The organism is Ruegeria sp. Alg231-54 (genome assembly GCF_900143525.1).
In the GTDB taxonomy this organism is placed as follows: domain Bacteria; phylum Pseudomonadota; class Alphaproteobacteria; order Rhodobacterales; family Rhodobacteraceae; genus Ruegeria.
In genome coordinates, this window is record NZ_FREZ01000005.1 from 16418 (window position 1) to 31420 (window position 15003).

Here is a 15003-nt window from a genome sequence, read left to right on the forward strand (position 1 = left end):
ATTGGGCGGCAATGTGTCGAAACTAAGTCGCCCATGGTTAAGTCGTGCTAGTCGTTATGAGTAGTTGTTTTTGTGTCAAAAATGGGTGCGACACGTGTTAAATGTACAGAGTGTTTTGAGTTATGAGGCCGTTCCGAACCAGGAAGTGCAGGACAATCCCGCGATTTCGCTAAACGCGCGCCGGGGTGGTTTTGTCCACGGAACTAAGATTGCGACGGATCGTGGATGGAAATCTGTTGAAGGATTGCAAGTAGGCGATCTGATCCGCACGATGGACAACGGGTTCAGAGAAGTCTCGCGGGTTGCGACGGATTGCATAGCAATCGCCGCCAGCGAGTCCAGGTCGGAAAACTTACCTGTCCGCGTGCCGTCGAACACTTTGTACAACGGCGATCCGGTCTGGTTGATGCCAGAGCAGGGCGTGGCGTTGGACAACACCAAGCTGAGCCAGGGTCCGATCACGCTGCCGATCAGCATGCCCGTGGTGCCTGCGCGGGTTCTCAGTGGAACGTTTCGATTTTCGTCCAGCGCGCCATCATTGCTGTTTAAGGTTTGTTCGTTGTTCTTTGAACAAGACGAAGTGATCTACATTGAGGGCGGCCTGCGGGCCTTTTGTCCTGCGGGCCGCTTTGGGTCGAACAGCCGGCCCGCGAACGCCTCATACAAGGTGGTCGATGCCGAGCGGACCGAAGATCTGATCGACATGGTCGCGCATAGCAGGGATATTGCAGTGATTGCGAACTCACTGGGCGCGCTACCGGCGCCGATCATGCAGAACCCGATATTTCCGGCGCGGCCTGTCATGGGTGCGCGACGTCCTGGGCGGCCGGGGCGGCCTGCTCCGATATTCTAATTTTTTTAAAGCTATTGATTAAAGTATGACGCTGGCGCGGTAACCCGCACCAGCGTCAATTTTTTTAAGCAGCTTTTGCTTCGGGGTCAAAGCGACCATAGAAGCTCTGGCCTTTCTCAGCCATCTCACGCAGCAGCGGCGGGCAGGCGAAGCGTTCGCCATACTGTGCCGTCAACTGGTCGCAACGCTCGGCGGCGTAGGGCGTGCCGATGATGTCCAGCCAGCTGAGTGGACCACCCGACCAAGGTGCAAAGCCCCAGCCAAGGATTGCGCCAACGTCGCCTTCGCGGATGTCCTCCAGAACGCCTTCTTCCAGCGCGCGGACCGCTTCCAGAACCTGCGCGAACATCAGTCGTTCCTGCACTTCGATCAGGTCAGGCTGGTCCTCGGCATGCGGGTATTTCTCCTGCAGACCATTCCAGTACTTGGTGCGCTTGCCCTTTTCGTCATAGTCAAAGAAGCCCGCGTTTGCCTTGCGTCCCAGGCGACCCTCTTCCTCCATCCAGAAGATCAGATCGTCGCCCGGGTTTTCCGGATAAGCATCGCCCATGGCGGCTTTGGTGGCCCGGGCAATCTTGGCACCCAGATCTATCGAGGTCTCATCGTTCAGCTGGATCGGTCCGACCGGGAAGCCCAACTGACGTGCGGCGTTATCGATCAACACGGGGCTGACGCCCTCGGTGATCATGCGCAATCCTTCGTTGATGTAGGGGATGATGCAGCGGTTGGCGTAGAAGAAGCGTGCGTCGTTGACCACGATCGGCGTCTTGCGGATTTGGCGGACATAGTCCAGCGCCTTGGCCACCGCGCGATCACCGGTTTCCTTGCCCTTGATGATCTCCACCAGGAACATCTTCTCGACTGGCGAGAAGAAGTGGATGCCGATGAACTGATCCGGACGCACCGACGCCTTGGCTAGATCGCTGATCGGTAGGGTTGAAGTGTTCGAGGCAAAAATGCAATCCTCGGGAATGATCGCCTCGACCTTCTTGGTCATCTCGGCCTTTACGCCCACATCTTCGAAGACAGCTTCGATGATCAGGTCACAGCCTTTGAGGTTGTCCAGATCTGGCGTCGCGGTGATGCGACCCAGCATGGCCTCTTTCTTCTCAGCGGTGACCTTGCCCCGCTTCATACCCTTGTCTAGGTAGCTCTCGGTGTAGGCCTTGCCTTTATCCGCCGCCTCTTGGTCACGGTCGATCAGAACCACTTCCATACCGGCCTGAGCTGAGATCAGCGCGATACCGGCACCCATCATGCCCGCGCCCAGAACGCCGATCTTTTTGACCCGCTGATCCGGAACGCCTGCGGGGCGAACGGCACCTTTTTCCAGCGCTTCCTTGTTCAGGAACAGCGACCGGATCATCGCACCCGAGGACGGATTCATCAAAACAGACGTAAACCAGCGCGCTTCGATCTTCAGCGCGGTGTCGAAATCGACCAACGCGCCTTCGTAAACCGCGCTCAGCAGAGCCTTAGCCGCAGGGAAGGCGCCTTGGGTTTTGCCGTTCACCATCGCCGATGCGCCGACAAAGTTCATGAAACCGGCAGGGTGGTAGGGGGCACCGCCGGGCATCTTATAGCCCTTCGCATCCCAGGGTTTGACGATATCCGAGTCCTTGGCGTTCAACACCCATTCCTTGGCTGCGGCCATCGGATCGGCTGCGATCTCGTCGATATATCCCGCGCCCTTGGCTTTCTTAACGTCCAGCATCTTGCCTTCCAGCAAAAGCGGTGCCGCCGCAATCGCGCCAACCTTGCGGACCATCCGGGTGGTGCCACCAGCGCCTGGGAAGATGCCAACCATGATCTCGGGCAGGCCGTATTTTGCCTTGGGGTTCTCGGCCGCAAAGATGCGGTGCGTGGACAGGGGCAGTTCCATGCCAATGCCCGCAGCGGTGCCAGGCAGAACGGTGGCAATCGGCTTGCCGCCCTTCTTGGTCTTGGGGTCCATGCCTGCCATCTCGATTTTACGCAGCAGGGCGTGCATCTGCATCGTGCCCTCGAACAGGCCTTTTGCCGGGTTGTCGCCCGCCTGTTCCTTCATCACTGCCAACAGGTTCAGGTCCATGCCGCCTGCAAAGGACCCGTCCTTACCGGATGTGATAACGATCCCTTTGACGTCGTCATCCGCCAGCGCCTGATCGACCAGATCGCTCAGTTGCGCCAGGCCGTCAAAGGACATCACGTTCATGGTTTTCCCGGGCACATCCCAGGTAATAATGGCGACGCCGTCTGCGTCTTTGCTCAGAGTGAAATCAGTCATTGTCATCTCCAATCTGGTCAGCCGTCAGCGGGCTGCCATCTTTGCGGGTAAAGGAGAATCCGTTCTCATCATCCTTCACCATCATGTCTAAGTCGCTGTAATACGCGGTCTCGGTCGGGGTCCGTGTGCCCACCACCAGAAAGGTCGCGGGCGCATCGGTTTTGTTCACAAGGTGATGGCCGTTGGCCTCACCTGCTGGCCAAGCAGCGCAATCTCCGGGCTGCATCTCATGCTCGCCATCGTCATCGATCAACACGCAGGTACCGCTGAGCATGATGGCAAATTCGTCCTGCTCCATGTGGTAGTGGCGCAGTGAGGACATGCCTTGCGGCTCAAGCCGCACGATGTTGACCCCGTACTGATTCAGACCGCCCGCATCGCCCACACGCTGGACGAAGCGACCCGCGGTCGCCTCAGCCAGTTTGCCGGGATAGGACGAGCCGCCCAGAAACGGGATCTGAGAGAGATCCAGCTTGGGCATCAGACGCGCTCGATGATTGTTGCAGCACCCATGCCGGATGCAATGCAGAGCGTTGCCAGACCGGATTCCTTGTCCTGACGCTCAAGCTCATCCAGCAGAGTGCCGATGATCATCGCGCCGGTTGCGCCCAGTGGGTGGCCCATAGCGATCGAGCCGCCGTTGACGTTGACCAAACCGGGATCGACATCAAACGCCTGCTGGAACCGCAGAACGACCGAGGCAAAAGCTTCGTTCACTTCGAACAGGTCCAGATCGCTGATTTTCATTCCGTTGTCCGCCAGAATCTTCTCGGTCACCGGTACCGGGCCAGTCAGCATGATGGTCGGGTCGGTGCCAATCTTGGCAGTCGCTTTGATGCGGGCACGTGGCTTGAGGCCGTATTTCTCGCCGAATTCCTTGTTGCCGATGAGAACCGCCGCAGCACCATCCACAATACCCGAGCTGTTGCCCGCGTGGTGGATGTGGTTGATCTTTTCCAGATGCGGGTATTTCAGCATCGCCACCTTGTCGAAGCCGGGCATCTGTTCGCCCATCATCTGGAAGGCTGGGTTCAGGCCACCAAGGCTTTGCATGTCAGTGCCGGGGCGCATGTATTCGTCGCGGTCCAGAATGGTCAGGCCGTTCTGATCCTTGATTGTGATAACCGATTTATCAAAACGGTTGTCTGCCCATGCTTCCGCGGCTCGGCGCTGCGATTCCATCGCCAACGCATCAGCGTCGTCACGGCTAAAGCCATATTCGGTCGCGATGATATCGGCCGAGATACCCTGCGGCACGAAATAGGTGTCCATCGCCAGCGAGGGATCAACGGCAATCGCTGCGCCGTCGCTGCCCATGGCAACGCGTCCCATCATTTCCACGCCACCTGCGATGTAGGCTTGGCCAGCGCCGCCCTTGACCTGGTTTGCCGCCAAGTTCACAGCTTCCATGCCGGACGCACAGAAACGGTTGATCGCCAGACCGGGGATCGACTGGTCCAGGTCCGAGGCCAGAACCGCGGAACGTGCCAGACAGCCGCCTTGTTCCATCACCTGCGTGACATTTCCCCAAATCACGTCCTCAACGGCGTGGCCTTCCAGATTGTTGCGTTCTTTCATCGCATTCAGGGTCAGGGCGGACAGGCGTACCGAGGTTACCTCGTGCAGGCTGCCATCCTTGCGGCCCTTGCCGCGCGGGGTGCGCAGGGCGTCATAAATATAAGCTTCGGTCATGGGGTCTCTCCTTAAGCTCGATCCGACGGTTTGCCGGGCATCAGGTCATAGGGGTGTTTCCAGCCTGGCTGTTCCGACAAGCGGGTCAGCCAGGCGTCGATATGGGGCCAGTCGGCACGGTCAAAGCCGAATGGTTCAGGATAGTACAGATAGCTGCAGCAGCTGAGATCGGCATTCGTGACGTCATCACCAACAATCCAATCGCGACCGGCGAGATGATTGTTCAGAATGTCATAAGCCGCTTTCAGGCGACCTTGATTGAAGGCAATGACATCAGGATTTCGGTGTTGTTCCGGTAGGAAGTTGATCAAGAAACGGGTCAAGCCAGCCATTGAGCTGAGCTTGTGATTGTCCCACAGCACCCAGCGCAGAACGTCGTACTTCTCATCCCGGTTCTTGCCGCCGAACTTGCCGGATTTCTCAGTCACATAGGCCTGAATGGCGCCCGATTGACTGGTCCGGAAATCGCCATCGACCAGCACGGGCGCTTCGCCCATTTCATTGACCTCGGTGCGGTATTCGGGAGTACGTGTCACGCCTTTGAAGAAGTCTACAAAAACCGGTTCCCAGTCCAGCCCGGACATTTCCAGGGCCAAGGCAGCCTTGTAGCTGTTTCCGCTTTCTCCGAAGCAATGAAGTTCGATTGTCATGCGATCGCCCCTCCCAAGGCGTACGGTGCGAAGTCGAAACTCGCGTATTTCGAGAAAGACGATCCGCTTGGCTGAGCGCCAAAGGGCATTGTCTTGCTGAAAACACGCCCACCTGAGTGAAGGTGGCTGTAGTGTTTAACGCTTGCGGTCATCTAACTCGGAATTGAAGATTCGCAGGCGATGGGTCAGGTTGTCCTCGTTGATCACGCTGTTGAAATTCTCGAACAGAAACGACAGCGCCTCTCCTTCGTCCAATCCAGCATCACGCGCGAACGCTTTGAGCTTGCGATACCCGTCTTCAGTCATTGCAACGGGAAAGCGGCGGGTTAGTCGAAAACGCTTTGGCATGTGGTTCCTCCGGTAAGCTGGGCCCGGGCAATATCGCCCGGACCCAGACTGAGATCAGAAGTTCGCCGCGTCCAGTGCCATAACCGTGTCCGCGCCCGTCTGGATGCGTGCCAGATGCATGCCTGTAGCAGGCAGGCGGCGCGCCATGTAGAAGCGCCCGGTGTTGATCTTGGTCTCGTAGAACTCCTTGTCCGACGCGCCGCCATCCAGCGCATCTTGCGCGGCTTTGGCCATCTGCGCCCACATCAAGCCCAGGCAAACATGTCCGAACATGTGCATGAAGTCATAAGAACCGGACAGAGCATTGTTGGGGTTCTTCATGCCTTCCTGCATGAAGTACATGCCAGCGGCCTGCAGGTCTTTGGACGCAGCCTTCAGCGGTTCGATGAAGGCCTTGTCATAGGCTTCGTCTTTACCAGCGTTGTCTTTGCAGAATGTCTTGACCATGTCGAAGAACGCCATGACGTGCTTGCCGCCGTCTTGCGCCAGCTTACGACCGACAAGGTCCAACGCCTGAACGCCGTTGGCGCCTTCGTAGATCATCGCGATGCGTGCGTCGCGGGTGTATTGCGACATGCCCCATTCTTCGATGTAGCCATGACCGCCATAGACCTGCTGTGCCTGAACGGTCATGTCATAGCCCTGATCGGTCAAAAAGCCTTTGATGACCGGTGTCAGCAGCGAGATCAGTCCGTCCGCATCTTTGTCGTCAGACCGATGCGCCTTATCGATCATGGTCGCGCCCCACAGGATGAACGCACGCGCACCTTCGGTGAAGCTTTTCTGATCCATCAGATTGCGGCGGATGTCCGGGTGCACGATCAGCGGATCGGCGGGGCCGTCTGGGTTCTTTACACCAGTCACGTCACGGCCCTGCAGGCGGTCCTTGGCGTATTCTACCGCATTCTGGTACGCGGCCTCTGCCTGCGACAGACCCTGCATGCCCACACCCAGACGCGCTTCGTTCATCATGGTGAACATGGCACGCATGCCTTTGTGCTCTTCGCCCAGCAGCCAGCCGGTGGCTTCGTCATAATTCATGACGCAGGTCGAGTTGCCGTGGATACCCATCTTCTCTTCGATCTTGCCGACCGAGACACCGTTACGCTCGCCCGGCGTGCCATCTTCATTGACGATGAATTTAGGCACGATGAACAGGGAGACGCCCTTGATGCCTTCGGGGCCGCCGGGGATCTTGGCCAACACCAGGTGGATGATGTTGTCAGCCATGTCGTGATCGCCGGACGAGATAAATATCTTTTGGCCCGAAATCTTATAGCTGCCATCGCTCTGCGGTTCTGCTTTGGTGCGCATCAGGCCCAGATCGGTGCCGCAATGCGGTTCCGTCAGGTTCATGGTGCCGGTCCATTCGCAGCTGACCATATTGGGCAGGTATTTGTCTTTCTGTTCGTCGGTTCCGTGCGCCAGGATCGCTGACGCCGCGCCGTGCGTCAGGCCCTGATACATCACGAATGCCTGGTTCGCAGCCGAGAACATCTCGCCAACGGCGGTGCCCAGGACGTATGGCATATTCTGACCGCCATACTCTTCCGGCATGTCGAGGCCAGTCCAGCCACCTTCTTTCATCTGCTCAAAGGCGTCTTTGAACCCGGTGGGCGTGTATACGATACCGTTTTCCAACCGGCATCCTTCGGTGTCCCCAACCACGTTCAGCGGGTGCAGAACATTGGTGGCTACTTTGCCTGCTTCTTCCAGAACGGCGCCTGTGAATTCGGCTTCAAGCTCGTTGTACCCCGGAACGTCGGAGTCCGAGATTTTCAGTACGTCGTGCAGAATGAACTGCGTATCTTTGGTTGGCGCGTTGTAGACGGGCATGTGAAGCTCCCTTTAATTCATATGTCCGGGTGATAGGCAGGCGAGGGGGTTACTCGGCAGCCTTTTTGTCTTGTTTGACCGAGGCGATGACTTTCTCGCCCCAGCGCAACTGTTCTTTCAGATCGTCGATCGCCTGGGTCAGTTCCTCACGGCGCGCTTCCATGTCTTCCAGACGCTCGCACGCAATTTCATAGGTGCGTGATATCTGAGTCATCTGTTGGTCGCCGACATGGTAAAGGTCCAGAAGCTGGCGAATTTCTTCCAGGCTGAACCCAAAGCGCTTACCGCGCAGGATCAGTTTCAGGCGGGCACGATCACTTTTGGTGAACAGCCGTTTCTGACCTTCACGGATCGGAAACAAAAGCTCTTTGGCCTCGTAAAACCGCAACGTGCGGGGCGTGACATCATATGTCTCGCACATTTCTCGGATGGTCATCAGATCTTCGGTCATGGTTTCAGCACTCTCGTCACTGGCGTCAATGAAAGTCAGTTGCGCAGTCGATGCGCACGTTACAACATGTAGATGACGTTCACGTAATGTGAACGCTGCGTCACAACAGAAGTTTACGTAACTTCCGCGCGCGTCAAGTCGCGGATTTCCGACTTTTTCGGAATTAACGTAACGGAATTTGTGGGTGCCAATTCCCGCAGAGCGACCCAACACACCTTAAGGCATGGCCGAAGTGTGCGAGAGTCGCTTCATTTTTTGAGTGCGCGATGGTGCGCCAACGGAATCACTCGAGCGATTTGGCAGTCTGGTCGCGCATCTCGGTCAGGGCATCAATTGCCTCGTCCAATTGCTGTTTTTGCTGGTTCAGTTCGACGATCTGCTTATCCGCGACGTCGACAAATGCACGCATTTGGATCTCGTTGCCTTCATTTTCATAGATCAGCAGCCACTGCCGGATATCTTCCAGCGAAAACCCATATTTGCGGCCGCGCAGGATCAAAGTCATGCGTGCGCATTCCCGCGGACCATAATATCGCGATCTGCCTTCCCGATCGGGTTGCAGCAATTCGATGTACTCATAGTAGCGCAGGGTACGTGGAGTCACATCGTACTCGGCGCACATCTCTTTGAATGACAAACGGTTGTCGGACATTCCTGATCTCCTCTGGCGCAGCCTATGTTCTGTCAGCGGCAAGCGCAACCGGCGGGCTTGCTCTTTTGGCGGACACGGGCTCATAAAGGGATAAACCAAAAGAACGGATTCAAGTACATGGTCGACAAAGCCGCAATTGCGCGCCAGTTCATCGAGGCGATCCCGCATGCAAGGGCGTTGGGTCTGAAGCTGACCTCAATCGGAAATGGCGAAGCGGGTATTACAATGCCGTACAGCAAAGAGCTTGTTGGCGATCCGCGCACTGGGGTGATTCATGGCGGCGCTGTTTTCGCCGCACTGGATACCTGTTGTGGTGCCGCCGTCATGAGCCATCCGTCGGCCCCAGGGGGTACGGCGACAATTGACCTGAGGATCGACTATATGCGGGCGGCAACACCGGGACAGACGATAACGACCCAGGCGACATGCTACCACATCACACGGAATGTCGCCTTTGTGCGCGCGACGGCGATGGACGAAGACGATGGTCTTCCGGTGGCCACAGCGGCAGGGTCATTCACGGTGGAGGGTCTGTAATGGCGCGTACTCGCCCGGAACCCGTCCAGGTCGTAAAACAACGCCGGGATGCGGCGCTGAACGCGATTGTCGATGGTGTGCCCTACATTCGGTTCCTCGACATCGGCTTTGATCGCCGCGGTGATGAACTGACTGGTGTTTTGAACTTTGATCAGAAACTGATCGGTAATCCGTTACTGCCCGCATTGCATGGCGGCGTCACGGCGGCGTTTCTAGAAGTCACGGCCGTCATCACGCTGAGTTGGGAGTTCTTGCTGCCCAAGATTGAAAGCGGGGAACTGAATGCCAGTGATATCGCCGACTACGAAAAAGTACGTTTTCCAAAGACCGTCGATTTCACCGTCGACTATCTGCGGTCAGGCCTGCCGCGTGATGCTTACGCGCGCGCGTTTATCAGTCGGGCCGGGCGTCGCTATGCCTCTGTCAGGGTCGAGGCCTGGCAGGACAATCACGCGAAGCTTTTTGCACAGGCTTCGGGGCATTTCCTGATGCCACAGCCCACTACTGACGGAAAATAGAACGCTATGCAGGACGCTTCGGCACCCATTACGCATAAGCGGGTGCTCCGGATTGCAGCGCCGATCGTATTGTCCAATGCGACGGTGCCAATTCTGGGGGCGGTGGATACTGGTGTTGTGGGGCAGTTGGGTCAGGCGGCCCCAATCGGTGCGGTCGGCATGGGAGCCGTTATTCTAGCGACCATCTACTGGGTGTTCGGGTTCTTGCGTATGGGGACAACCGGTCTTGCTGCCCAGGCACGTGGTGCAGGGGACACGGCGGAAACCGGAGCCTTGCTGATGCGCGGGCTATTGTTGGGCGGCGCGGCAGGTTTGTTCTTTATCCTGACACAAGTCTGGTTGTTCTGGGGGGCGTTCGCCCTGTCTCCAGCCAGTCCCGAGGTCGAGTCGCTGACCCGCGCCTATCTGGAGATCCGTATCTGGGGTGCCCCGGCGACGATCGCGCTTTTTGCCGTGACAGGTTGGCTGATCGCGGTAGAGCGCACCAAGGGTGTGTTTGTTTTGCAGATCTGGATGAACGGGCTGAACATCGTTCTGGATCTCTGGTTTGTTCTTGGCCTTGGCTGGGGCGTCGAAGGTGTCGCCATCGCGACGCTGATCGCCGAATGGACCGGGTTGGCGCTTGGTCTCTGGTTGTGCCACGACGCTTTCGCTGGAAATCAGTGGCGCGACTGGCCCAGGATCTTTGACCCAGCGCGTCTGCGCCGAATGATGCAGGTGAACGGCGACATAATGGTGCGTTCGGTGCTTTTGACCGGCGCATTTACCACTTTTTTGTTTGTTGGTTCCGATCTGGGGGACGTCAATCTGGCGGCAAATCAGGTGCTGCTGCAATTTCTTGAGATCACGGCTTTTGCCTTGGACGGTTTCGCCTTCTCTGCCGAGGCGCTGGTGGGCAGTGCGGTCGGCGCGCGTGATCGGGCCCAGGTACGGCGCGCGTCGATCATGGCCTCGCAATGGGGCGTCGGAGGTGCGTTTGCCCTGGGTCTTGTGTTTTTTCTGACCGGACCATCCCTGATTGATCTGATGTCAACCTCACCTGAAGTACGGGTTGCCGCGCGCGAGTTTCTGCTCTGGGCGGCCCTTGCACCGGTGATCGGCGTAGCCAGCTGGATGTTCGACGGTATCTATATCGGGGCGACCTGGACCTGCGCCATGCGACAGGCGATGATCCAGTCCGTCGCGATCTATGTGGTGGCCCTGTTCCTGCTGGTGCCGACGTTCGGCAACCATGGGCTTTGGGCCGCGCTGATGGTCCTGAACATCGTGCGCGGGGTCACGTTGGGTTGGCGTTACCCTAAGCTGGAAGCGCAGATCGCTTAAAGCAGCGACAGCAGGTTTTCGGGCGGACGACCAATCGCGGCCTTGTCACCGGCAATGGCCAGAGGACGCTCGATCAGGATGGGGTTTTCCGCCATAGACTGGATTAGGTCATCATCGGGTGTCGTTTTCGTCAAGCCTAGTTCCTTGAACCGCTTTTCGCCTGTTCGCATCATCTCGATGGCCGGAATTCCCAATTGGGACAGCACCGCGCGCAGCTCATCAGACGACGGCGCATCCTCCAGATACTTCCGAACCTTGACGGTCGCACCTTTTTCTTCCAGCAACGCCAGACCTGTGCGGGATTTTGAACAGCGCGGGTTATGCCAATATTCAATCACAGCCAGTCCTCTCTTTTGCTGCCAACCGCCTCTGCGACCGAAGTGAACCCGTCTTGCGCCAGCAGTTCATCCAGACCTTCGGCAATTTCTGCGGCCAATGAAATGCCGCCATAGACCATGGCCGTATAGAACTGCACAGCCGAAGCCCCGGCGCAGATCTTGGCGTAAGCCTGCTTTGCCGTCCCGATCCCGCCAACGCCAATCAATGGGATTTGCCCGTCGGTCAACTGGCTAAGACGTGCCAGAACGCGGGTCGATTTCTGGAATAACGGTGCGCCGGACAGACCGCCTGCTTCACCCTTATGGGCACTGCGCAGACCTTCGCGTGACAGGGTCGTGTTGGTGGCAATCACCGCATCCACGCCGGTTTCGCGGGCCACATCGGCGATGTCTTGCAATTCGCCTTTGGTCAGATCCGGGGCAATCTTCAGGAAGATTGGCAAGGGGCGGGGCAGTGCGTTGCGCGTCTCAATCACGCCGCTGAGTAAAGCACTCAGGGCCGCCTTGCCCTGAAGATCACGTAGTTTTTCCGTATTCGGGGATGAGACGTTGACCGTGGCAAAATTGAGATGCGCGGCGCAATGGGCCAGGACCTTGGCGAAATCGCCGGGGCGGTCGTCGCTGTCTTTGTTGGCACCCAGGTTCAAGCCAATCACCGCGTCCTTTGGACGGTCAGCCAGACGGCGGGCCATGACCTCCATGCCTTCGTTGTTGAATCCGAACCGGTTGATGGCGGCCATGTCCTGGGTCAGGCGGAACAGGCGCGGTTTCGGGTTGCCGGGCTGCGGACGTGGGGTCACGGCGCCGACCTCGATAAACCCGAACCCTGCGCGGGACAGAGGCGCAAGAACCTCACCATTCTTGTCGAATCCTGCGGCCAGGCCAACGGGATTCGGCAGGTCCAATCCCGCCACTTCGGTGCGCAATCGACTGGAGGTCACTGGACCCGGCGCAGGGGCCAATCCGGCCTTTAGCGCCTTGATCGATAATCCGTGGGCTGTCTCAGGATCCAAGCGGTGCAGGGCTGCCAGCCCCAGTTTTTCAGTCAGTTTCATCCGAATGCCTCTCCGCCACCCGTAAGGGCGCATCGTATAAGGCGCGAGGTTTCGACGGCGGCTTGGCGGTGCACCACAGCTTTTTGGTAAACCGGGTCCGTCACCATTTCCAGAAACGCATTCGCACTGGGATAGCGGACGATGAACACTGCGTCCCAGTCTTCGTCCTGCGGGCCGATCAGTGTCGTCTGAAACACGCCACGCCACAAGATTGATGCGCCAAGGCGCGCTATGATCGGAGCGGTTTCCGAGCCGTACTTGCCGTAAGCCTGCGCGCCGGTCAGCCCGACATCTGCGAGTTTGTGCCCTGCGGGATACTCAGCAGCGTCGCGGAACTTCACCAAGTTCAGCATCTCGATCGGGTGGTCCCGATCAAGGTCCTTGAAGGCCTCAAACTGGGCGCGGTCCGGATCGACAAAATTGGTCATTCCATATCCTTCGGAAACTGGTGAGCGGTTCCATCGAAGGGCAGGGCGCGCGACCAGACAATATCGGTCATTTTGATCTGCCGGTATAGATGCGGGAAAAGCGCGCCACCGCGCGAAACCTCCCATTTTAGATCGTCGCCCATCGCATCAGCGTCGCATGCCAGCAGGGTCAGCCCTTCGACACCGGCAAAGTGTTTGGCGGCTGTTTCTGCGGCCTGCTTGGCGGTCGAGAAATGAACAAACCCGTCAGAGACATCTATCGGAGCCCCGTCTGATGCACCTTGTGCCTGTAGCGTGGCCCATTCATCGGCCCGAAAAATTTTGTAAATCAGCATGCGGTCGTGATGCACCGGGCCACGGGCAGAATCAAGCCGGATTTCCCCCTTTGACTCTCGGCGTTGCGCGTCGCAACATCTCCGCAATTAACAATAGGGAGTTAAACTATGCTCACCCGTCTTTTGACATCTGCCGCCGCGCTCAGCCTTACCGCAGGCATGGCATTTGCCGAGTACAAGCTGACGATTCTGCACACCAACGATTTCCACTCGCGTTTTGAGCCGATCAACAAATACGACAGCGGTTGCGGTGATGAAGACAACGCCGAGGGCAAGTGCTTTGGCGGTTCCGCGCGCTTGGTCACTGCGGTCGAGGAGGCGCGTGGCCGTGCCGAAAACTCGATTCTGGTTGATGGCGGAGACCAGTTCCAGGGATCGCTGTTCTATACCTATTACAAGGGCAAGGTCGCGGCCGAGTTCATGAACAAGCTGGGCTACAACGCGATGACCGTGGGTAACCACGAATTCGACGACGGCCCCGAGGTTCTGCGCGGCTTTATCGACTCGGTCGATTTCCCTGTTCTAATGTCCAATGCGGATATTGCGGACGAAGAGTTGCTGACCGACAAGATCAAGAAATCCACTGTGATCGAAGTGGGTGGCGAAAAGATCGGCCTGATTGGCCTGACACCGATCGACACTGATGAGCTTGCCTCGCCCGGTCCGAATATCTCGTTCTCGGACCCGGTGCCTGCGGTTCAGGCTGAGGTGGATAAGCTGACCGGTGAAGGCGTCAACAAGATCATCGTTCTCAGCCACTCGGGCTACGGTGTGGATCAGCGCGTTGCGCAGGAAACCACCGGAGTTGACGTGATCGTAGGTGGCCACTCGAACACATACCTGTCGAACACCTCGGACAAGGCCGCCGGCCCGTACCCGACCGTGGTAAACGGCGTGCAGATCGTTCAGGCCTATGCCTACGGCAAATTCTTGGGTGAGCTGAATGTGACCTTTGACGATGACGGCAACGTGGTCGAGGCTGCTGGCGAGCCGCTGATCATGGACAACACGGTCACCGAGGATCAGGCCGCTCTGGATCGTATTGCCGAACTGGCCGTGCCATTGGATGAAATCCGCAACAAGGTGGTTGCAAACTCTGCCGATGCCATCGAAGGCGACCGCGCTATTTGCCGCGTCCAGGAATGCCAGATGGGCAACCTTGTGGCCGACGCAATGTTGGCACGCGTCGCGGATCAGGGCGTTAAGATTGCGATTGCCAACTCGGGCGGTCTGCGGGCTTCGATCGATCCGGGCGACGTGACCATGGGCGAAGTGCTGACCGTGCTGCCGTTCCAGAACACGCTGTCGACCTTTGAGATCAGCGGCCAAGGCGTCATCGATGCGCTGGAAAACGGCGTCAGCCAGGTGGAAGAGGTCAAAGGCCGCTTTCCGCAGGTTGCTGGCCTGACCTTCACCTGGGACCCGGCCGTTGCGCCGAACGAAGGGCGTATCGCTGAGGTCATGGTTGCCGACGGAGACGGGTTTGTTCCCATCGATCCGGCCGCGACTTATCTGGTGGTCACCAACAACTACGTCCGCAATGGCGGTGACGGCTACAAGATGTTCTCGGGCGACGACAAGAACGCCTATGACTTCGGCCCCGATCTGGCAGATGTAACGGCGGAATACCTGGCCGAAAACGCGCCTTACACGCCCTATCTGGATGGGCGGATCAAGCAGAAGTAAATCTGCTTCGATAAACAAACTAAAAGGCCGCGTTT

The 15003-nt window shown here is 57.9% G+C and carries 17 protein-coding genes; 5 read left to right on the forward strand and 12 right to left on the reverse strand.

Annotated elements, in window-relative coordinates:
- Positions 1-94: 94 nt before the first annotated feature.
- Complete coding sequence (locus tag DHN12_RS10705) at positions 95-853, forward strand: Hint domain-containing protein (RefSeq protein ID WP_234416623.1); 759 nt, start codon at positions 95-97, stop codon at positions 851-853.
- A 64-nt stretch (positions 854-917) separates the two neighbouring features.
- Here DHN12_RS10705 and DHN12_RS10710 read toward each other — a convergent pair whose 3' ends face one another.
- The 8 genes from DHN12_RS10710 to DHN12_RS10745 form a co-directional block, all read right to left on the reverse strand.
- Entirely contained in the window at positions 918-3119 is a 2202-nt protein-coding gene (locus DHN12_RS10710) for a 3-hydroxyacyl-CoA dehydrogenase NAD-binding domain-containing protein (RefSeq protein WP_108860200.1), read from the reverse strand.
- On the reverse strand, positions 3112-3600 hold the full coding sequence (locus tag DHN12_RS10715) for a cupin domain-containing protein (RefSeq protein ID WP_108860201.1): 489 nt from the start codon (positions 3598-3600) through the stop codon (positions 3112-3114). The genes DHN12_RS10710 and DHN12_RS10715 overlap by 8 nt, the downstream gene beginning before the upstream one ends.
- A complete protein-coding gene (locus DHN12_RS10720) occupies positions 3600-4811 on the reverse strand; it encodes an acetyl-CoA C-acetyltransferase (RefSeq protein WP_108860202.1) in 1212 nt (403 codons plus the stop codon). The genes DHN12_RS10715 and DHN12_RS10720 overlap by 1 nt, the downstream gene beginning before the upstream one ends.
- A gap of 11 nt (positions 4812-4822) precedes the next feature.
- On the reverse strand, positions 4823-5461 hold the full coding sequence (locus tag DHN12_RS10725; protein ID WP_108860203.1) for a glutathione S-transferase family protein: 639 nt from the start codon (positions 5459-5461) through the stop codon (positions 4823-4825).
- 135 nt (positions 5462-5596) lie between these two features.
- The gene (locus tag DHN12_RS10730; protein ID WP_058274212.1) at positions 5597-5809 is read right to left on the reverse strand and encodes a hypothetical protein; all 213 of its coding nucleotides are present in this window, start codon (positions 5807-5809) and stop codon (positions 5597-5599) included.
- A 54-nt stretch (positions 5810-5863) separates the two neighbouring features.
- Entirely contained in the window at positions 5864-7645 is a 1782-nt protein-coding gene (locus tag DHN12_RS10735; RefSeq protein WP_108860204.1) for an acyl-CoA dehydrogenase C-terminal domain-containing protein, read from the reverse strand.
- A gap of 49 nt (positions 7646-7694) precedes the next feature.
- Complete coding sequence (locus tag DHN12_RS10740) at positions 7695-8096, reverse strand: MerR family DNA-binding transcriptional regulator (protein ID WP_058274210.1); 402 nt, start codon at positions 8094-8096, stop codon at positions 7695-7697.
- Positions 8097-8379: 283 nt separating this feature from the next.
- A complete protein-coding gene (locus DHN12_RS10745; protein ID WP_058275812.1) occupies positions 8380-8748 on the reverse strand; it encodes a MerR family DNA-binding transcriptional regulator in 369 nt (122 codons plus the stop codon).
- A gap of 117 nt (positions 8749-8865) precedes the next feature.
- Between DHN12_RS10745 and DHN12_RS10750 the strand changes: the two genes are divergently transcribed.
- From DHN12_RS10750 to DHN12_RS10760, 3 genes are read left to right on the forward strand one after another with little or no spacing between them, the layout of a single operon-like run.
- Positions 8866-9285, forward strand: a complete 420-nt coding sequence (locus tag DHN12_RS10750; protein ID WP_108860423.1) for a PaaI family thioesterase — start codon at positions 8866-8868, stop codon at positions 9283-9285.
- Positions 9285-9803, forward strand: a complete 519-nt coding sequence (locus tag DHN12_RS10755) for a PaaI family thioesterase (protein ID WP_108860205.1) — start codon at positions 9285-9287, stop codon at positions 9801-9803. The genes DHN12_RS10750 and DHN12_RS10755 overlap by 1 nt, the downstream gene beginning before the upstream one ends.
- A gap of 6 nt (positions 9804-9809) precedes the next feature.
- Positions 9810-11126 (forward strand): MATE family efflux transporter, encoded by a 1317-nt coding sequence (locus DHN12_RS10760; RefSeq protein WP_108860206.1) that lies wholly within the window; start codon positions 9810-9812, stop codon positions 11124-11126.
- Here the strand turns inward: DHN12_RS10760 and arsC are convergent.
- Genes arsC through DHN12_RS10780 form a run of 4 tightly spaced genes read right to left on the reverse strand, consistent with a single transcriptional unit; the run spans position 11123 to position 13282 of the window.
- Entirely contained in the window at positions 11123-11464 is a 342-nt protein-coding gene (gene arsC, locus DHN12_RS10765) for an arsenate reductase (glutaredoxin) (RefSeq protein WP_108860207.1), read from the reverse strand. The two genes, DHN12_RS10760 and arsC, sit on opposite strands and share 4 nt — an antisense overlap.
- Positions 11461-12519 (reverse strand): quinone-dependent dihydroorotate dehydrogenase, encoded by a 1059-nt coding sequence (locus tag DHN12_RS10770; RefSeq protein WP_108860208.1) that lies wholly within the window; start codon positions 12517-12519, stop codon positions 11461-11463. The genes arsC and DHN12_RS10770 overlap by 4 nt, the downstream gene beginning before the upstream one ends.
- Positions 12516-12947 carry a DUF1330 domain-containing protein gene (locus tag DHN12_RS10775; protein WP_108860209.1) on the reverse strand — a complete coding sequence of 144 codons (432 nt, stop codon included), beginning with the start codon at positions 12945-12947 and terminating at the stop codon, positions 12516-12518. The genes DHN12_RS10770 and DHN12_RS10775 overlap by 4 nt, the downstream gene beginning before the upstream one ends.
- The gene (locus DHN12_RS10780; RefSeq protein ID WP_108860424.1) at positions 12944-13282 is read right to left on the reverse strand and encodes a DUF952 domain-containing protein; all 339 of its coding nucleotides are present in this window, start codon (positions 13280-13282) and stop codon (positions 12944-12946) included. Before DHN12_RS10780 ends, DHN12_RS10775 begins: the two co-directional genes overlap by 4 nt.
- Positions 13283-13390: 108 nt before the next feature.
- Between DHN12_RS10780 and DHN12_RS10785 the strand changes: the two genes are divergently transcribed.
- Positions 13391-14968: a bifunctional UDP-sugar hydrolase/5'-nucleotidase gene (locus DHN12_RS10785; protein WP_108860210.1), complete on the forward strand. Its 1578-nt coding sequence runs from the start codon at positions 13391-13393 to the stop codon at positions 14966-14968.
- Positions 14969-15003 lie beyond the last annotated feature (35 nt).